Raw genomic sequence first — 17,985 nt, forward strand, 5'->3', positions numbered from 1 at the left:
GCCTTCCTTGAGGTTGATGAGGTTGCCGGCCAGCGGCCGGCACTACCGCAACGAGCGCATGGCGCGTTTGCGGATGTAGGCATTGGCATCGCCAGGGTGCTGCTGTTGCCACCGCGTGCACAGCTCATGCAGCCACTGCGGCTGAGTCTTGCCGGCATCGTTGAGCCAGTTCCCGACCGAGTCCTGCACGTAGCGCTCCGGGTCGTTGGCCATTGCTTCCAGCATCGGCAACGCGAGTTCTGGATGCTGCTTGAACAGCGCGATATGCGTGGACCACACGCCTCGTGGGCGCAGCGCTTCGCAGGCGAAGCGGCGCAGGTAAGGCGATGCTTCCTGCGTCCACACCTGCAGGTACTCAAGCGCCTGCAACGGTGCGGCAACGATGTCGCTGCGCAGCGCCAGCCATGCCCATTCGCGCACGCCGAAGTGCGGGTCGTCAGCCAGCGGACGCATCGCCCGCAGCTTGGCCGGCAGCGTCGCGCCGGCATCGCTGCCGATCAGGTAGCAGGCCCAGCCACGCACGGTGTCTGATGCGTGTGCCTGCCAGTGCGCGGGATCACCCTGCCCGGCTTCGTGCAGCAACCGCGCCGCCAGCGCCATGCGCTGGGTGATGCCCTTGCCGGAGGCGTCGCGCATACGTTGCAGCGCTTCCGGCTCGAGCACAGGTGCCACTCCCTGCAACAGCGCGGCGAAATCCACTGCCAGGCATTCGGCCAGATGCGTGGCAGCGGTACTACCGCTGTTGAGTGCACGCAGCCGTTCCGCGGGAATGGGCGTGCTCATGCGGCGGCTTCCCGCCCGGTGTCCGTGTGCTGCCAGACCTTGTGCAGCAGTTGTGACAGCTGCTGCCGTTCATCAGCATCCAGGCCGTTGAACAGGCCGCTGATCCATTGAGTGTGCTGCTCGAACAGCGACTCGGCCAAACGCTTGCCCGGTGCGGTCAACACGATCTGCAGACGACGGCCATCCTCGTCATCGCTGCGACGCTGCAGCAGGCCTTCGCGCTGCAGGCCATCGAGCAGGCCGCTGATGGTGGCCCGGGTCACGCCAGCGCGCTCGGCCAGCGCGTGCGGCGCCAGTGCGCCGCCGGCCCCGTGCAGCAGGAACAGCACGATGAAGCGACCCTCGCTGAGCCCGTGCGGTGCCAACCGCGCAGCGCAGTCGCGATCGATCGACGAGGACAACGAGAGCAGCTGGAAGCACAGGCGCAGCTGCGCGATGTTGGCGTGGCCGCGCCGCTGCGCTTCCTCCAGCAACGCCTGATGCTTGGCTTCGATCATCCTTTCCTCACCGTCTGATTAGGCACCTAATCATATGGAGGAGTGGCCCTTGGAAGCAAATCTGAGTTGACTCAGGAAGTGCGTCCCAGCAGCAGCCGCGCGATCAGCCCCCCGCCCTCGCGGTGCAGCAGCTGAAGTTCGCCCGCGTGGCGCTTCGCCACGTTGGCAGCCACGGCCAGTCCAAGTCCGGCGCCCCCGGTGGCGCGGCTACGCGAGCCCTCGCTGCGCTGGAACGGTTGCAGCAGGCGTGCGCGATCGATCTCGGCGATGCCAGGGCCGCGGTCCATCACGTCCAGCTGCACTCCATCCCCCGCCATGGCGACCCACAGCTCCACGGCGCCCGCGTAGCGCTCGGCGTTGTCGATGAGATTGTCGACCGCGCGCCGGAGCAGCAGCGCATCGCCATGCCACGGCAACGTATCCGGGCCCTGAAGGGAAATGTCGACCCCGCGCAGCAGCGCCGCCTGCACGCAGTCCTCCAGCAGCGCTGAAAGATCCAGCATCTGCATCTGCAACGGCTGCAGCTCACCGCGTGCGTAGTCGAGCACCTGCTCGATCATCGTATCCATGCGCTCGATGTCTGCCACCATCCTGGCGGCCTGTGGCGCGGGAGCGAACTCCGCGCGCAGGCGCAGGCCGGTCAAGGGCGTGCGCAGGTCATGCGCCACGGCCGCCAGCATATGCGTCATGTCCCGTGCCTGGGCGCGCAGACGTTCGCGACCGGTGCTGATCGCTGTGGCCAGTACCTGCACTTCGCGTGGACCGTCATCAGGCAATGGCGTTTCGGCCTGCAGGTCGACCCGTGCGCTGGCTTCAGCCAGGCGTCGCAGCGGGCGCCCCAACCGGATCGCCGCCCACGCCGCCAGAGGGGCCAGCAGGATCGCACCGCCCAGCAGGGCGAGCATCACCTGGCGGCGCCAGGCCGCCAGGTCACTGTGGTCGCTGCCGACCACCCGCCATCGGCCATCGGCTTGCCGCATCCCCAGTTCGAACGGCGGCCACTGCATGGCGGTCAGCAACGCGGCCTGCGATTTCAGCACGCCAGCACGAGCGGAGGCGTCCAGTACCGCGCCACCCTCGATGACCTGCACATCGGGCGCCCTGCCCTGCCCCGTCCACACCAGGCGTACATTCCTGGCCGGCAGGTCCATCTGCAGCGCCGCCAACTGGGTGAGCCAGTCACTGGCGCTGCCCCGGGGTGGCGCGTCCTGCGTCGACATATGCAATCCCAGTGGCGCCGGCGCCTGTTCCCCACGCAGCACCTGCATCGCATGGTCCAGCCGCATCGGTGGCGGCGCGGGCCGGGGCATCCACCCCACTACCCCCACGCTGACCAGGGTTGCCAGCAGCAGGCTGGCCAAGGCCAGCATCGCGATCCAGCGGGTGGTTGACCACCGGCTGCTCACAACACCCCTACCTCCGCGTTGAAGCGGTACCCTTCGCCACGCAGTGTCTGCACAAGGGCTTCAGCGCCGGACGCGGCCTGCCCGAGCTTGCGGCGCAGGCGGCTGATCGCAAGGTCGACGGCACGGTCCACGCTGTCACTGGCTTCTCCGCGACTCAACTGCAGCAGCTGTTCGCGCGCCAGCACCCGCCCGGGACGTTCAGCCAGTGCCAGCAGCAGGGAGAATTCACCGCGACTCAGCACCAGTTCGGCGCCATCCGGCGCGAACAGGCGACGCTGGTCAGGCAGCAATCGCCAGCCATCAAACCGCAGCTCGCTGGCCACCTGTGCGCGCAGTTTGTCCTGCCTGCGCAGCAGCGCGCGTACCCGCGCCAACAGCTCGCGCGGGTCAAACGGCTTGGCCAGGTAGTCGTCCGCGCCCATCTCCAGGCCGATCACGCGATCCGGCGCGGCCCCCATCGCCGACAGCATCAGGATCGGGATCGCCCGCGCCTGCAGCCGGCGGCATACCGACAGGCCATCCTCACCGGGCATCATCCAGTCGAGGATGATCAGGTCAGGACGTTCAACCTGCAGCAACACGTCCAGCGCTGTTGCATCCGCCGCCACACGCACCTGGTAGCCGTGCAGCAGCAGGTGGTCGGCGATGGCGTCACGAATGCTGGCATCGTCATCGACGACGATGACGCGGATGGGAGTGTTCATTCGCCCAGTATCCCGCACCTGTGTATCAGGACGGTATCAACGCCGATATCGCGGTGATACGCCGCTGCGCGCCAATGGTCGCCCACGATCACTGCGGAGTCTCCCCTTGCGCCTGTTCCTGCTGCCCCTGTTCGCCATCCCCTTGCCGGCGCTCGCCTCCGATGCCGCCGAGCACGTCCTGCCGATGTGGATGCAGGGCGGTCATCCGGCAGTGGCCGTCTCGCTGGACGGGCGTTCAGAGCCGCTGCGCTTCGTGGTCGACAGTGCCGCCGGGGCAACCCTGGTCGATGCACGCGTAGTGCGGCGCTATGGTTTGCAGGATGCGGAAGCGGCAATGTCGCAGGCCCAGGGCGCGAGCGCGAAGGCGGCGCGGTTGCAGCGCATGCGCAGCACAGCGTGGCAGCTGGGCAGTTGGCAATTGAAGGCCAGCGGCATGCAGGTCGACCTGTCATCGCTGGCGAAGGGCGATGATCCGGCCATTGACGGCTTGATCGGCAACGACCTGACCGGGCGCTGGGACACCCGTTGGGACTTCGGCCGCAATCAACTGGCGCTGTGGACACCCGGCGGCTTGGACCTGGAAGGACCGGGTTGCCAACCCAATGCGCTGCCCGGCCGCGATGACGGCCTGCGCCAGTTCGGCTTCATCACGCTTGCCTTGGGTACGCCCGGCGTGGACGCCATCGCCGTGGTCGACACCGGTGCCGCGCAGACCGTCCTCAACGCCGAAGCAGCCCGCGCACTGGGCCTGCGCACCGACGGCAGCGATGCTCGGGTGCGTGCACGTGAAGAGGGCACCGAGGGGCTGGGTGGCGGTGCACAGGCAACCTGGCTGTACACCCTGCCCGGCATGACCGGCGGCAACTGGCAGCACCCGCCGATGGAGGTCCGGATCAGCGAACTGCCGGTGTTCAGGGCGATCGGCCTGGAGGCGCGACCGGCCTTGATCCTCGGTGCCGACGCGATGCGCGGTGGCCAGGTGGACATCGGTGCGGGTGCCGCGCGGATCTGCCTGCGCCGACCCGGCTGACGTCCGGCGCATGACGGCGGGAGCTGGCAGGCGTAGCATCGCGCCACGTCCCGCCAGGAGTTCCACGCATGCGCCGTGCTGTCCTGCTGTTGCTGACGCTGCTCCCGCCGGCCGTGCTGGCCGCGCCGCCGCTACCCTCGCCCGCGCGCATCGATGCCGAAGCACAGCGGCTGATGCAGGCGGCGCATGCGCGCGGGATGGCGCTGGCGGTGATCGATGGCGGCAAGGTGGTACACGTGGCCGCCTACGGCGAACGCAACGCCGCAGGCGAGCCGCTGCGCACCGATACCGTGATGTACGCCGCCTCGCTGACCAAGATGGCGTTCGGCCACCTGGTCGCACAGCTTGCCCAGGACGCACGGATCGAGCTGGACGCCAGCATCGCCACGGCGCTGGACAAGCCGCTGCCGGACTACCCGCCGGAGCCGAAGAAGTACGCCGACTACAGCGTACTGGCCGATGATGCGCGCTGGCGCCAGCTCACCCCGCGCCTGCTGCTCAACCATTCCAGTGGCTTCGCCAACTTCGGCTTTCTCGAACCGGATGGCCGCCTGAAGTTCCACTTCGATCCGGGCAGTCGTTATGGGTATTCCGGCGAAGGGCTGATCCTGTTGCAGTTCGTGATCGAGCGTGGACGGCTGGGCCAGGACGTGGGTGCATTGATGCAGCGGCAGGTATTCGACCGCTTCGGCATGGTCCGCACCAGCATGATGTGGCGTGAGGATTTCGCCGCCAACCTGGCCGATGGCTGGACAGCGGAAGGCACGGCCGAGCCGCACGATGAACGCAGCCGCGTGCGTGCGGCCGGTTCGATGGATACCACCATCGCCGACATGGCGCGCTTCGCCGCCGGCTATGTCCGCGGCGATGGGCTGTCGCCTGCAATGCGCAGGGAACTGGTGCGGCCGCAGCTGCCGATCACCACCGCCAGCCAGTTCCCCACGCTGCAGCCGGAGCTGCCCGTGGCGCAGCAACGCAAGGATCTGGCCGCGGGCCTGGGCGTGGTGACGTTCCGCGGCCCGCAGGGCGCAGGCTTCTACAAGGGCGGCCACGACGATGCGGTCGGCAACACGCTGGTGTGCATCGAACGGCACAAACGCTGCGTGGTGATTCTGGGCAACGATGTACGGGCGGAAGCTGCGTTCCCGGCACTGGTGGCATTCGTACTGGGCGATACCGGCGTGCCGTGGCAGTGGGAGTATGGCGCGGCGAAGGCATTCGTCGAATGAGGGTGCGATGACGCCTGCATGGCGAACGCGGCTGGGAGAGGAGCATCCACGCCAAGCGTGGATGGCACTCTTCAACGCGCCTGCTCGAAGAACATCAGGTACACCAGCCGGCCATTCTCCGGTCGATCACCGAACGCTGGCCCGGCGGTGTGCCAGAACCAGGGCCGCAGCAGCACCAGCCGGTTGAAGCGCATCGGAATGCGCATGGTCATTTCCCACTGGCTGTCGTCGTTGCTGTCGCGCTCGATGATGTCGCGATGCATGTCGCCGCCGTTGGCGTAGCCCAATGCGGCCAGCTCCGCCGCGTCCAGGGCCATGCGCTCGGTGCCGGTGCGGCGATGGCGGAAGAACTCGGTGCCGCCCTCGCAGTGCTCCGGTGCACTCAGGTAGAGAATGCCCGACCAGTGCGAGTGGTCGGCGTGTACCTTGGCGCGGCCGATGTCGCCGGCGAGGGTAAGGCGGAACTTGCCGTGCGACTGCAGCGGGTTGACCGGCCGCAGCGGTTCGTTGACCAGTCGCGAGACCGCACCGGACAGTCCCTCCAACTCCAGCCGCTGCTGTGAATTGCGGCCGGGGAATGCGCCCTCCTGGACGGGATAGTCCAGGCCCAGTGCCGCCTGGCGCAACCCCTGCGCATCGGCGGGAGAAAGGAAGTCGTCAACGACGATGAACGAAGTAGGCATGGTCACCGAGCGTAGCGATGCACTGCGGCGACGGCAACCGGGCAACGAAAAACCCCGCCTTGCGGCGGGGTTCTTCTTTACATCACATCGGGAAGGCGTGCCGACCGAGGCCGGCAACGACCGCCGGAGGCGTGGACTTAGAAGTCCATGCCGCCCATGCCGCCCATGCCACCCATGCCACCAGCGCCGCCCATGGCCGGCTCGTCCTTCTTCGGAGCTTCGGCAACCATGGCTTCGGTGGTGATCATCAGGCCGGCGATCGAGGCCGCGTTCTGCAGGGCCGAACGGGTCACCTTGGTCGGGTCCAGGATGCCGAACTGCAGCATGTCGCCGAACTCGCCGGTGGCCGCGTTGTAGCCGAAGCTGCCGGTGCCTTCCTTGACCTTGTTGATGATGACCGACGGCTCGTCGCCGGCGTTGGCCACGATCTCGCGCAGCGGGGCTTCCATCGCACGCAGGGCGATCTGGATGCCGTGGTTCTGGTCTTCGTTGGCACCCTTCAGGCCGGCCAGCGCGGTGATCGCGCGGACCAGGGCAACACCGCCGCCCGGGACCACGCCTTCTTCAACGGCTGCACGGGTGGCGTGCAGGGCGTCGTCGACGCGATCCTTCTTTTCCTTCATTTCGATTTCGGTCGAGGCGCCGACCTTGATCACGGCAACGCCGCCGGCCAGCTTGGCCACGCGTTCCTGCAGCTTCTCGCGATCGTAATCCGAGGAGGTGTCCTGGATCTGGGTCTTGATCTGCGCCACGCGTGCATCAACGTTGGCCTTGTCGCCGACGCCGTCGATGATGGTGGTGTTCTCCTTGGAGACCTGCACCTTCTTGGCGCGGCCCAGGTCCTTGATGGTGGCCTTTTCCAGCGACAGCCCGACTTCTTCGGAGATCACGGTGCCGCCGGTCAGCACGGCCATGTCTTCCAGCATCGCCTTGCGACGGTCACCGAAGCCCGGGGCCTTGACGGCCACGACCTTGACGATGCCACGGATGGTGTTGACCACCAGGGTCGCCAGCGCTTCGCCTTCGACTTCTTCAGCGACGATCAGCAGCGGCTTGCCGGCCTTGGCGACGCCTTCCAGCACCGGCAGCAGGTCACGGACGTTGGAGATCTTCTTGTCGTGCAGCAGGATGAACGGATCATCCAGGTCAGCGGTCTGCGACTGCTGGTTGTTGATGAAGTACGGCGACAGGTAGCCGCGGTCGAACTGCATGCCCTTGACCACGTCCAGCTCGTTGTCCAGGCCCGAGCCTTCTTCAACGGTGATGACGCCTTCCTTGCCGACTTCCTTCATCGCGTCAGCGATGATCTGGCCGATCGACTCATCCGAGTTGGCCGAGATGGTACCGACCTGGGCAATCGCCTTGTCGTCGGCGGTCGGCTTGGAGATGTTCTTCAGCTCGGCGACGGCAGCCGAAACGGCCTTGTCGATACCGCGCTTGAGGTCCATCGGATTCATGCCGGCGGCAACGGCCTTGGCGCCTTCGCGGATCAGGGCCTGGGCCAGCACGGTGGCGGTGGTGGTGCCGTCGCCGGCATCGTCGTTGGTGCGCGACGCGACTTCCTTCACCATCTGCGCGCCCATGTTCTCGAACTTGTCAGCCAGTTCGATTTCCTTGGCGACGGAGACGCCGTCCTTGGTGATGGTCGGGGCGCCGAAGCTCTTCTCCAGCACGACGTTGCGGCCCTTCGGGCCCAGGGTGGCCTTGACGGCATTGGCGAGAACATTGACGCCGCGCACCATGCGCGAACGGGCGTCTTCACCGAAACGAATATCCTTGGCAGCCATTGCATTTACCTCATTGGTAGCGCCGGACGATGCCCGGCGGCTGGGAGTTTGGGATCAGGTTGAAACAGGTCGCGCCGGGGCTCAGCCGATGACGGCGAGCACGTCGTCTTCGCGCAGGACCTTGTATTCGACGCCTTCGCTCTTGTACGAGCTGCCGGCGTACTGGCCGTAGATGACCTTGTCGCCGACCTTCAGCGACGGCGCGCGCACGTTGCCGTTGTCCAGCGGCTTGCCCGGGCCGACGGCCACGACCTCACCCTTGGTGGACTTTTCCTTGGCCGAGTCGGGGATGACGATGCCACCGGCGGAGATTTCGTCGGCTTCGATCGGCTTGACCACAACGCGGTCGTGCAGCGGCTTGATGCTCATAGGAGACCTCTTAAGTGATTGATTGGTCTAAAAAAGTCCGGCGATGTTAGCACTCACCCCAGGCGAGTGCCAGAACCGCACGTGAAGAAACCCGACAACGTCGGGAGCAGGGCAGAGATGGAGCCCTGCCGCCCCCTTTCAAGGGCGGAATGAAAAAATTTTTTCGCCCGCGCGCCTCGGCCAGGGCGTCGGTCCAGATCAATTTCGGTGACAAGCGTCGCACTGTCAGATATCTGACGTTCATTTACGACAAAGTGTCACTGGATCGGCCTTAGGCTCGGTCAGGCATTCCCAATCACAAGGAGTAGTCGATGCGATTGCTGTCCCCGCTTGCCGCCGCCTGCCTGCTGGCGCTGGCCGCCGCGCCGGTCCAGGCCGAGGTCTTCATCAATGAACTGCACTACGACGACAGCACCGCCGCCGGTGACGTCGGCGAAGCGATCGAGGTCGTAGCCACTGCCGGTGAGGACCTGTCCGGCTACCGCCTGTACCTCTACAACGGCAGCAACCCGTCGGCCGCCACCGTCTACGCCAACAACCCGGTCCCGGCCGGCACCGCTGCCGGCTGCGGCAGCGCCACCATCGCCGTGGTCAACTACCCGACCAACGGCCTCCAGAATGGTCCGAACGACGGCATCGCCCTGGTCGATGCCAGCGGCAAGGTGGTCCAGTTCCTCAGCTACGAGGGCGCCATCACCGCCTCCGGTGGCCCTGCCGCGGGCATGACCAGCCAGAACATCCCGGTGGCCGAAAGCAACAGCACCGCGCCGGGTACGTCACTGCAGCTGACCGGCAGCGGCAGCCAGTACGCCCACTTCACCTGGGCCGAATCGGCCGGGCAGACGTTCGGCAGCTGCAACAACGGCCAGACCTTCAGCGGCGGTGGCACGCCAGGCCCCAACACGCCGCCGTCAGTGTCCACCACCACCCCGGCGCAGGGCAGCAGCACCTTCCCCGCTGCCGCCGACCTGGAAGTGGTGTTCAGCGAGACGGTGAACCTGGCCAGTGGCGCCTTCGCCCTGAGCTGCGGCACCTCCGGCAGCGTGCCGCTGACCTTCCCGGCCAGCGGCCGCAGCGTGAAGCTGTCCACCAATACCGCGCTGGTGGCCGGTGAAGCCTGCCGCTTCGACATCCGCGCCGCGCGCATCACCGACCTGCAGGGCGCGCATCCGGCCGCCGACAGCCGCATCGCCTTCACCGTGGCCAGCACCGGCGGCAATCCGGACCCAGGCAACCCGGGCGTGCCGGCCGGCTACTACTCCAGGGTCAACACCAGCAGCCCCAGCCAGCTGCGCTGCTCGCTGCACGCCACCATCAAGGGCCATACCGCCTACCCATACAGCGGCTCGGGCACCAGCACCTGGACCATCCTGGAAATCGCCGACGAGGATCCGAACAATCCGAACCGCATCCTCGATGCCTACCGCAACCGCAGCTACGCCAAGGTCAGTGATCGTGCGGGCACCGGCAGCGGCCTGACCTACAACCGCGAGCACACCTGGCCGAACTCGCTGGGCTTTGCCACCACCACCGGTGACAAGGGCCTGCCCTACGCGCCGTACACCGACACCCACATGCTGTACCTGACCGACGCGCAGTGGAACGCCGACCGTGGCAACAAGCCGTTCGCCAAGTGCGATGCCAGCTGCGGCGAGCGTGCCACCGAAGCCAACAACGGCCAGGGCGGCGGCAGCGGCGGCTACCCGGGCAATTCCAACTGGGTGCGCACGCCGGACGGCAACACCGGCACCTTCGAGGTGTGGGGCAAGCGCAAGGGCGACATGGCGCGTGCGGTGATGTACATGGCGATCCGCTATGAGGGTGGCAAGGATGCGGCCACCGGTCAGTCCGAGCCGGACCTGGAGCTGACCGACGACCGCAGCAAGATCGTCAAGACCAGCAGTTCGCCGGCCTACATGGGCCTGCTGTCGACGCTGATCGACTGGCACCTGTCCGATCCGCCGGATGATGCCGAGCGTGCCCGCAATGACGTGGTCTACAGCTTCCAGGGCAATCGCAACCCGTTCATCGACCACCCCGAGTGGGCGACCCCGGCCCTGTTCACCTCGGCCAAGCCAGCCACCTGCCAGCTGGCCAACTGACCGCGCAACGCAGCGGTCCACTGCCGCCGCCGGGCCCTGACCCGGCGGCGGCCCTATACTCGGCGGTCATGCCGACCGTCGATCCCGTCCTGCTGCTGTTGACCACCTGCCCGGACCGGGCCAGTGCCGAGCGCATCGCGCACGCGCTGGTCGGCGAGCGCCTGGCCGCGTGCGTGACCCGCCTTGATGGCGCGCAGTCCACCTACCGCTGGCAGGGCGAGGTGACCACCGATGCCGAGCTGCAGCTGCTGGTAAAGACCACCGCGAGCCGCGTCGATGACGCAATCGCCCGGATCGTCGAACTGCATCCGTATGAACTCCCGGAATGCATCGCGGTCGAAACCCGGGCCGGCCTGCCGGCGTATCTGGACTGGATCCGGGCACAGACCCGGGAGGACACTGATTGAAGACTCTGTTTGCGCGTGGCGCCGCCTTGTGCGCCCTGTTGTGGCTCTCGCTGCCGGCCTTGGCCCTGGATGAGAAGGACCTGCTGCCGGTGGACCAGGCGTTCGCGCTGACCGCCACGGCCCCCGAACGGGGCCAGGTGCAACTGCAGTTCAAGATCGCACCGGGCTACTACCTGTATCGCCACCGCACCAGCGTCAAGGCGGATCCGGCATTCAATGCCGGCACGCTGCAGATGCCCAAGGGTGACAGGCACCACGATGACTTCTTCGGCGAGGTCGAAACCTATCGGGAGCGCCTGCAGGCCACCCTGCCCGGCACGCCGACGGGCGCCGCCGGCACCATCAGCCTGGAAGTACGCTACCAGGGCTGCGCCGATGCCGGCGTCTGCTACCCGCCGCAGAAGCGCGTGGTGCAGGTCACCCTCCCGGGTACCGGCGCGGCGGCGGCGGTGCCTGCCGCGCGTACCGGTGCCGCCAGTCCGTTCAACAACCCGCTGGCCGGTGCCGGCAACAGCGGTGGCCTGCGCCTGCCGGGCGCGGCCAACAACAGCCAGGCGCTGCCGCTGCCGTCGGAACAGGCGTTCGGCTTCGATGCCATCGCCAGCGACGGCAACACCCTGCTGCTGCGCTTCAGCCCGGCACCCGGCTACTACCTGTACCGCGACCGCACTTCGCTGAAGCTGGAAGGCAGCGCCGGCGTGCTCGCCGACAAGCCGCGCTGGCCGGCCGCGCAGTCGCATCGCGACGAGCACTTCGGCGATGTCTCGGTGTACTTCAACCAGGTGGAAGTGCCGCTGCCGCTGCGCCGCACCGTCACTGATGCGGTCGACAGCACCCTGGTGGTGACCTTCCAGGGCTGCCAGACCGATGGTATCTGCTACCCGCCGATGACCCGTCGGGTGAAGCTGTCGATTCCGGCCGGCAAGCTCAACGCCGGCACCGGCCAGGCGCCAGTGCGCGAGGAAGCCGTCAATGCGCTGCGCGCTGCCGGTACGCCGCGTGAATCCGCCAATGGCGTACCGCTGCGCCTGCTGCCGACCGTACCCAACGACGGCAACGCCACTCCCGCCGCCACGGGCGGCCAGGGCGCAGGCAACGCGTTCGCCACCGACGCGCGTGGTGACAATGCGCTGCGCACGCGTCCGCCGGCGACCACCCCGAACCCGGACCGTTCGTTCGTCTGGGTGCTGCTGCTGGCGCTGGCCGGTGGACTGGTGCTGAACCTGATGCCCTGCGTGCTGCCGATCCTGTCGCTGAAGGTGCTGAGCCTGGCGCAGAGCGGCGAAAGCCCGCAGCGCGCCCGCAGCCACGCGCTCTGGTACACGTTGGGCGTGCTGGTCGCGTTCGCCGTGATCGGCGCATTGATGGTCAGCCTGCGCGCGATCGGCAACGCCGTCGGCATCGGCTTCCAGTTGCAGCACCCGGGCGTTGTGGCGGCACTGGCCTACATCATGTTCGCGGTGGGCCTGAGCCTGTCCGGCGTGTTCACCCTCGGCGGCGGCATCGGCAACCTTGGCCAGTCGCTGGCCAGCCGCAGCGGCCCGGCCGGTGACTTCTTCACCGGTGCGCTGGCCTGCGTGGTCGGCAGTGCCTGCGTCGGCCCGTTCATGGGCGGTGCGATCGCCTACGCCTTCATTGCCCCGCCGCTGAAGGCGATGACCGTGTTCCTGTTCCTCGGCCTGGGCCTGGCGCTGCCGTTCCTGCTGATCGGCTTCGTGCCAGCGCTGGCACGCCGCCTGCCCAAGCCCGGCCCGTGGATGGAAACGCTCAAGCACGTGCTGGCCTTCCCGATGTACGCCACTGCGCTGTGGCTGCTGTGGGTGCTGGGCAAGCAGCGCGGCGTGGACGGCATGGCGCTGGTGCTGGGCGGCCTGCTGCTGTTCGCGTTCGGCCTGTGGCTGTTTGAACGCAACCGCTGGACCGGCTCGCGTGCGGGGACCCTGCTCGGCGTGCTGCTGGCGATCGGTGCGCTGGTTCCGGCCTGGGGCGTGACCCAGCTGGCACTGCCGGCGAGAGCCGCGCAGGCCGCCAGCGACAACGTGGTCGAGTATTCGCCGCAGCTGCTGGACCGCCTGCGCGCCGACAACCGCGTGGTGTTCGTCAACATGACCGCCGACTGGTGCGTGAGCTGCAAGGCCAACGAACGTGCGGTGCTGTCACGGCCGGAGTTCAAGGAACTGCTCAAGCGCACCAATGCGGTGTACATGCGCGGTGACTACACCAACGTCGACCCGCAGATCACCACGTTCCTGGAAGAGCACAAGGCGGTGGGCGTACCGCTGTACGTGGTGTACGGCCCCGGCGCGCCGCCGACCGTGCTGCCGACCCTGCTGACCCAGGCGGTGGTCGAGGAAGCGCTGCTGCGCACCGCACGATGAAGTGGCAACGGCCAGCGCTGCTGTGGACAGCGGTGCTGGCCGCCGGCCTCGGCCTGTGGGCCGGGCATCGATTGGCACCCGGCCCATCATCACCTGCCGCGCCAGCGACGGCTTCCAGGGCGACGGCCATGAAGCCCACGCTGCAGGTGGGCGATCAGTTGCCCGCGCTGACACTGCCGGACCTGGCGGGTCAGCCATTGGTCCTGCGCGATCGCTTCGCCGGCCGGCCGCTGCTGATCAACGTCTGGGCCAGCTGGTGTGCGCCCTGCGTGGAAGAGATGCCCGAACTGGCGCGCTTCGCCGATGCCCAGGGCGACAACGGTGTGCAGGTGCTGGGTCTGGCGCTGGACACTACGGACGACGTGCGCGGTTTCCTGCAGCAGGTGCCGGTGGACTACCCGATCGTGATCGAGACACCGGGCCCGCGCGATGCCAGCGTGCAGCTCGGCAACGCGCAAGGCCTGCTGCCCTACAGCGTGTTGTTCGATGCGCAGGGGCGAATGGTGAAGGCGAAGCTGGGACCGTTCGCGCCTGGCGAGATCGAGGCATGGGCCGCCCCATAGGCCTGCGTCGGCGGTGCAGGTGCCACTCAACGACCTGCTGGAGAACGTCCTGCGCCGGCAGCATGCGGGTCCCGGCAGCATGCGCTGCGGCCGATCGCATCAGACCAGCGGGCGCGCCCACAGCTGGGACACCTGCGGCTGGCCGAACAGCTGTTCGTTCTGCTCTGCTATCAACTCGAAACCGGCCCGTTCGTACAGGCCGCGCGCGTCGGTGAGCGCGGCATTGGTCCACAGCACCATGCGCTTGTAGCCCACCGCGCGCGCGAAACTCATCGCCTCCTCCACCAGCCGCTGCCCGATGCCCCGCCTGCGCGCACTGGCATCGACGTGCAGCAGCCGCAGCTTGGCATTGTGCGCGTCGTGCCGGACCACGAACACCGAGCCCACCGCGGTGCCATCCAGTTCGGCGATCCAGCAGCGCTCGGTCTGCGGGTCATGCTCGCGCAGGTAGCGGGTGACGATGTCGGCCACCAGCGCTTCAAACTCCGCGTTCCACCCGAATTCGCGTGCATACAGCGCGCCGTGCTTCTGGATCACCCAGCCCATGTCGCCGGGACGGGGATCGCGTAGCACGCAACCCGACGATGCACCTCCCAGCAGCGCCTGGATGTGTCCCATCGCCTCCAGAAGGCGCTGGCATCCCGCTTCACTGATGCCTCCCAGCATGGCACCGATGCTTTCGCTGGACGCTGCATCCAGCTGTGCGAAGGCGGCGCGGCCCGCCTCGGTCAACACCAGCCGGTTCGCGCGCGCGTCCATCACCGATGGCTCGCGTTGAACCAGACCGCGCGCCTGCAGCCCGCTCAACAACCGGCTGAGGTAGCCCGCGTTGAGGTCCAGCCGATGGCCCAGCTGCGCAGCTGTGATGCCCTGGCCCGTCGCCAGTTCGAACAGCACCCGCGCTTCGGTGAGGGTGAAGTCGCTGTGCAGCAACCGCTCCTCGAGCACGGCGATCCTGCGGGTGTAGAAGCGGTTGAAGGCGCGGACCTGTGCAACGGGATCGGCAATGAGCGTAGACACGGGACATTCCTGATGGTTGCCTGAAGCACATACTACGTGCTTTCAGCATACATATGAGACTGTTCTGCGATCCATTCCGCGACTTTGCACCTTAAATCGAAAGATCCGTTGCGGTACGGTTTACGTTCTGTTAATTCTACGTTTAGCGACCAGGGCCCTGGCTGCAAGGAGAACCAACAGGATGAACCACTGACCGACAAACCACTCAAATCGACTGCAGGGTGCATGCATGAAACACGGAATTCGCAGAAGTGTTCGGGCTCCAGACGCAATCACGCCCTTGGCATCCGCAGTAATGGTGGCCCTCGCCACCGCGCTGCTGTCCACCAGCCCCGCTGCATGGGCGCAGGACAGCAGCACATCGACGACGCCCGACGCGGCCACCACCCTGGATACCGTTTCGGTGCTGGGCAGCCGCACCAAACCGCGCACGGTGTCGTCGTCGGCGGTGCCGATCGACATCATCAGCGGTGAAGAGTTCCGCAACCAGGGCGCGACCGACGCCCTCGACCAGCTCAAGGTGCTGGTGCCTTCCTTCAACGTCAGCACGATTCCCATCGACGATGCGGCCAGCCTGGTGCGTCCGGCCAACCTGCGTGGCCTGCCGCCGGACAACACCCTGCTGCTGGTCAACGGCAAGCGTTTCCACCGCTCGGCGGTGATCACCTTCCTCGGCCATGGCCTCTCCGATGGTGCGCAGGGCCCTGACCTTTCGGTGTTCCCGTCACTGGCACTGGAGCAGGTCGACGTCCTGCGCGACGGTGCCGCCGCGCAGTATGGATCGGACGCCATCGCCGGCGTGCTCAACTTCGGCCTGAAGAAGCTGCGCGAAGGCGGTACTGCCGAGGTCTTCGCCGGGCAGTACTACAAGGGCGACGGGCTTACCACCCAGTACTCGGCGCAGATCGGCCTTCCGCTGACCGAGCACGGTTTCGCCACCCTGACGGCTGAGTGGCGCAAGGCCGACGACACTTCGCGCAGCGTGCAGCGCGATGATGCCGCCGCGGTGGCGGCGGCCGGCTACCCCGGGGTGAACGACCCGGCGCAGATCTGGGGATCGCCGAAGGTGGACGACGACCTCAAGCTGGTCGCCAACCTCGGCTACAACACCGAAAACGTGGAGTTCTACCTGTTCGGCAACTATGCCAAGCGCAAGGTGGACGGCGGGTTCTACTACCGCGACCCCACCGCGCGTTCGGGCGTGTACTCCAATGATGGGGGGGAGACGCTGCTGGTGGGCAACCTGACCGGCGTGGGCAGCTGCCCTTCCATCGCCCTGCGCGACGGCGCCGGCAGCCTGCTGCCCTACAGCACCGTAAGTGGCGCCGTGGGTGCGCTGCCGGCCAACTGCTTCACCTTCCTCTCCAGTCTGCCCGGTGGCTTCACCCCACGCTTCGGCGGCGAACTGGAGGACGCTTCGGTGTTCGCTGGCGCCAAGGGCACGTGGGGCCAGTGGTACTGGGACGTAAGCGGCTCCTGGGGCCGCAACGATATTGAATTCACCATCTACAACACCGTCAACGCGTCGCTCGGGCCTGACCAGCCGGCCGGGTTGCTGTTCCGGCCCGGCGGTAACACCCAGACCGAAAAGAACCTCAACGTGGACGTAAGCCGGGACATACCGGCCAGCTTCAGCAGCCAGCCGCTGCGCCTGGCGATGGGCGCCGAATGGCGCGAGGAGAGCTTCAGGATCAGCCCCGGTGATGGCCCATCCACCGCCATCGGCCCGCTGACCGAACAGGGCTTCGCGCTTGGCTCCAACGGTTTCAATGGTTTCAGCACGCGCACCGCCGGCACTTTTGATCGCCGCAACTGGGCGGCCTATGCCGACCTGGAAGCCCAGCTCACCGACAAGCTGCTGCTGGCCGGTGCGCTGCGCTACGAGGACTACGATTCGTTCGGCAGCACCACTACCGGCAAGTTCACCGCGCGTTTCGACTTCAACGAGCACTTCGCCCTGCGCGGTGCCTACAACACCGGCTTCCGCGCACCGACTCCCGGCCAAGCCAACGTCAGCCAGATCAGCACCGTGTTCGGCGGCACCGCGCTGGAGGACATTGCCACGCTTCCGCCCACCAACCCGATCGCGCAACTGAAGGGCGCCCAGCCGCTCAGTCCGGAAGAGTCCAGGAATGTGTCACTGGGAGCGGTGTGGACCGCGGGCGACTGGCTGATCACCCTGGACGGCTACCAGATCAAGGTGGAAGACCGCATCGCGTTGAGCACCAGCTTTGCGGTCACCCCGGAAGAGCGCGCGGCGCTGGTGGCCGGCGGCAATGCGGAGGCCGCCTCCATTTCGCAGGTGACCTACTTCGGCAACGCCTTCGATACCACCACGACCGGCGTGGATCTGGTGACCAGCTTCAAGAGCGATCACTTCGGCGGGGTAACCACCTACTCGCTTGCCGCCAACTGGAACCGCACCAGGGTGGATCGCTACGACACCGACTTCATCGACGAAGCCCGCGTCTACAAGCTGGAGAAATCGCTGCCCAGGACCAAGGGCTACTTCAGCATCCACCACCAGCGGCAGATCTTCCATGCCAACCTGCGCTTCAATTACTACAGCAGCTGGTACGAAGACCATCTGGACAGCGGCGTGATCTCCGCCGAGGACGGGGGCCTGCCGATCTACGGCGGCAGCGCGCTGATCGTGGATGCAGAGGTGGGCTGGAAGTTCGATTCGGGCCTGTATTTCAGCCTCGGCGCGCAGAACCTGTTCGACCGCACGCCGGCCGACAACCCCTGGAGCGGGGTGGCCGGTGCGCAGTACCCCGTGCACTCGCCCTATGGATTCAACGGCGGCTTCTATTACGCGCGGGTAGGCTGGAAGTTCTGAGCCCTGCGTGAAGACCCGGGACGACAGCCAGGGAAGGCTGCGTCCCTGCGTCCAAGTACACCGCGACGGGGGCAGAGGCCAGGCACAGCCCGGCCTCTGTCCAACGGCTTGACCGCAGCCAACGCGCCACGGAGAATTCCGCGACTAATTCTCATTTGCTGTTGCGCAGGATGCGGGCGGCAGCCTCC

Annotated in this window: 15 protein-coding genes; 7 read left to right on the forward strand and 8 right to left on the reverse strand. The window is 67.0% G+C overall.

The features are described 5' to 3' along the window. Positions 1 to 42: 42 nt before the first annotated feature. From AB839_RS02340 to AB839_RS02355, 4 genes are all read right to left on the reverse strand, one after another. The gene (locus tag AB839_RS02340) at positions 43 to 783 is read right to left on the reverse strand and encodes a DNA alkylation repair protein (RefSeq protein ID WP_061478143.1); all 741 of its coding nucleotides are present in this window, start codon (positions 781 to 783) and stop codon (positions 43 to 45) included. Beyond that, the gene (locus AB839_RS02345) at positions 780 to 1,280 is read right to left on the reverse strand and encodes a MarR family transcriptional regulator (protein WP_049411847.1); all 501 of its coding nucleotides are present in this window, start codon (positions 1,278 to 1,280) and stop codon (positions 780 to 782) included. Before AB839_RS02345 ends, AB839_RS02340 begins: the two co-directional genes overlap by 4 nt. A gap of 71 nt (positions 1,281 to 1,351) precedes the next feature. After that, a complete protein-coding gene (locus AB839_RS02350; protein ID WP_061478144.1) occupies positions 1,352 to 2,650 on the reverse strand; it encodes an ATP-binding protein in 1,299 nt (432 codons plus the stop codon). Between the two features lie 32 nt (positions 2,651 to 2,682). Continuing rightward, on the reverse strand, positions 2,683 to 3,390 hold the full coding sequence (locus tag AB839_RS02355; RefSeq protein WP_061478145.1) for a response regulator transcription factor: 708 nt from the start codon (positions 3,388 to 3,390) through the stop codon (positions 2,683 to 2,685). Positions 3,391 to 3,496: 106 nt separating this feature from the next. Between AB839_RS02355 and AB839_RS02360 the strand changes: the two genes are divergently transcribed. Both AB839_RS02360 and AB839_RS02365 read left to right on the forward strand, forming a co-directional pair. After that, complete coding sequence (locus tag AB839_RS02360; protein WP_061478146.1) at positions 3,497 to 4,420, forward strand: aspartyl protease family protein; 924 nt, start codon at positions 3,497 to 3,499, stop codon at positions 4,418 to 4,420. 68 nt (positions 4,421 to 4,488) lie between these two features. Further along, positions 4,489 to 5,649: a serine hydrolase domain-containing protein gene (locus tag AB839_RS02365; RefSeq protein ID WP_061478147.1), complete on the forward strand. Its 1,161-nt coding sequence runs from the start codon at positions 4,489 to 4,491 to the stop codon at positions 5,647 to 5,649. A 71-nt stretch (positions 5,650 to 5,720) separates the two neighbouring features. On the opposite strand, the gene AB839_RS02370 is transcribed toward AB839_RS02365, so the two are convergent. From AB839_RS02370 to AB839_RS02380, 3 genes are all read right to left on the reverse strand, one after another. After that, positions 5,721 to 6,332 carry a DUF6445 family protein gene (locus tag AB839_RS02370; protein WP_061478148.1) on the reverse strand — a complete coding sequence of 204 codons (612 nt, stop codon included), beginning with the start codon at positions 6,330 to 6,332 and terminating at the stop codon, positions 5,721 to 5,723. Between the two features lie 137 nt (positions 6,333 to 6,469). Beyond that, the gene (groL, locus tag AB839_RS02375; RefSeq protein ID WP_005411226.1) at positions 6,470 to 8,119 is read right to left on the reverse strand and encodes a chaperonin GroEL; all 1,650 of its coding nucleotides are present in this window, start codon (positions 8,117 to 8,119) and stop codon (positions 6,470 to 6,472) included. An 81-nt stretch (positions 8,120 to 8,200) separates the two neighbouring features. Further along, a complete protein-coding gene (locus AB839_RS02380) occupies positions 8,201 to 8,488 on the reverse strand; it encodes a co-chaperone GroES (protein WP_005411227.1) in 288 nt (95 codons plus the stop codon). A 311-nt stretch (positions 8,489 to 8,799) separates the two neighbouring features. Between AB839_RS02380 and AB839_RS02385 the strand changes: the two genes are divergently transcribed. From AB839_RS02385 to AB839_RS02400, 4 genes are all read left to right on the forward strand, one after another. Further along, positions 8,800 to 10,590, forward strand: coding sequence for an endonuclease (locus tag AB839_RS02385; protein ID WP_061478149.1), 1,791 nt, complete (start codon positions 8,800 to 8,802; stop codon positions 10,588 to 10,590). Between the two features lie 68 nt (positions 10,591 to 10,658). Beyond that, the gene (gene cutA, locus AB839_RS02390) at positions 10,659 to 10,997 is read left to right on the forward strand and encodes a divalent-cation tolerance protein CutA (RefSeq protein WP_005419675.1); all 339 of its coding nucleotides are present in this window, start codon (positions 10,659 to 10,661) and stop codon (positions 10,995 to 10,997) included. Then, a complete protein-coding gene (locus AB839_RS02395) occupies positions 10,994 to 13,375 on the forward strand; it encodes a protein-disulfide reductase DsbD (protein ID WP_061478150.1) in 2,382 nt (793 codons plus the stop codon). Before cutA ends, AB839_RS02395 begins: the two co-directional genes overlap by 4 nt. Next, positions 13,372 to 13,938: a TlpA disulfide reductase family protein gene (locus tag AB839_RS02400; RefSeq protein WP_061478151.1), complete on the forward strand. Its 567-nt coding sequence runs from the start codon at positions 13,372 to 13,374 to the stop codon at positions 13,936 to 13,938. Before AB839_RS02395 ends, AB839_RS02400 begins: the two co-directional genes overlap by 4 nt. Before the next feature lie 99 nt (positions 13,939 to 14,037). On the opposite strand, the gene AB839_RS02405 is transcribed toward AB839_RS02400, so the two are convergent. After that, positions 14,038 to 14,958, reverse strand: coding sequence for a helix-turn-helix domain-containing GNAT family N-acetyltransferase (locus tag AB839_RS02405; RefSeq protein WP_061478152.1), 921 nt, complete (start codon positions 14,956 to 14,958; stop codon positions 14,038 to 14,040). A gap of 280 nt (positions 14,959 to 15,238) precedes the next feature. On the opposite strand from AB839_RS02405, the gene AB839_RS02410 reads away from it, so the two are divergent. Next, positions 15,239 to 17,797 (forward strand): TonB-dependent receptor, encoded by a 2,559-nt coding sequence (locus tag AB839_RS02410; RefSeq protein ID WP_241776733.1) that lies wholly within the window; start codon positions 15,239 to 15,241, stop codon positions 17,795 to 17,797. Positions 17,798 to 17,985: the final 188 nt, after the last annotated feature.

The sequence above is a fragment of the Stenotrophomonas sp. DDT-1 genome (assembly GCF_001580555.1).
In the GTDB taxonomy this organism is placed as follows: Bacteria; Pseudomonadota; Gammaproteobacteria; order Xanthomonadales; family Xanthomonadaceae; genus Stenotrophomonas; species Stenotrophomonas sepilia.

Excerpts from the sequence above, each read along its gene's own strand:
- AB839_RS02400 (WP_061478151.1), top strand. The coding sequence starts at position 13,372 with ATGAAGTGGCAACGGCCAGCGCTGCTGTGGACAGCGGTGCTGGCCGCC.
- AB839_RS02340 (WP_061478143.1), bottom strand. The coding sequence starts at position 783 with ATGAGCACGCCCATTCCCGCGGAACGGCTGCGTGCACTCAACAGCGGT.
- AB839_RS02380 (WP_005411227.1), bottom strand. The coding sequence starts at position 8,488 with ATGAGCATCAAGCCGCTGCACGACCGCGTTGTGGTCAAGCCGATCGAA.
- groL (WP_005411226.1), bottom strand. The coding sequence starts at position 8,119 with ATGGCTGCCAAGGATATTCGTTTCGGTGAAGACGCCCGTTCGCGCATG.
- AB839_RS02370 (WP_061478148.1), bottom strand. The coding sequence starts at position 6,332 with ATGCCTACTTCGTTCATCGTCGTTGACGACTTCCTTTCTCCCGCCGAT.
- AB839_RS02345 (WP_049411847.1), bottom strand. The coding sequence starts at position 1,280 with ATGATCGAAGCCAAGCATCAGGCGTTGCTGGAGGAAGCGCAGCGGCGC.
- cutA (WP_005419675.1), top strand. The coding sequence starts at position 10,659 with ATGCCGACCGTCGATCCCGTCCTGCTGCTGTTGACCACCTGCCCGGAC.
- AB839_RS02365 (WP_061478147.1), top strand. The coding sequence starts at position 4,489 with ATGCGCCGTGCTGTCCTGCTGTTGCTGACGCTGCTCCCGCCGGCCGTG.
- AB839_RS02350 (WP_061478144.1), bottom strand. The coding sequence starts at position 2,650 with ATGCTGGCCTTGGCCAGCCTGCTGCTGGCAACCCTGGTCAGCGTGGGG.
- AB839_RS02355 (WP_061478145.1), bottom strand. The coding sequence starts at position 3,390 with ATGAACACTCCCATCCGCGTCATCGTCGTCGATGACGATGCCAGCATT.
- AB839_RS02385 (WP_061478149.1), top strand. The coding sequence starts at position 8,800 with ATGCGATTGCTGTCCCCGCTTGCCGCCGCCTGCCTGCTGGCGCTGGCC.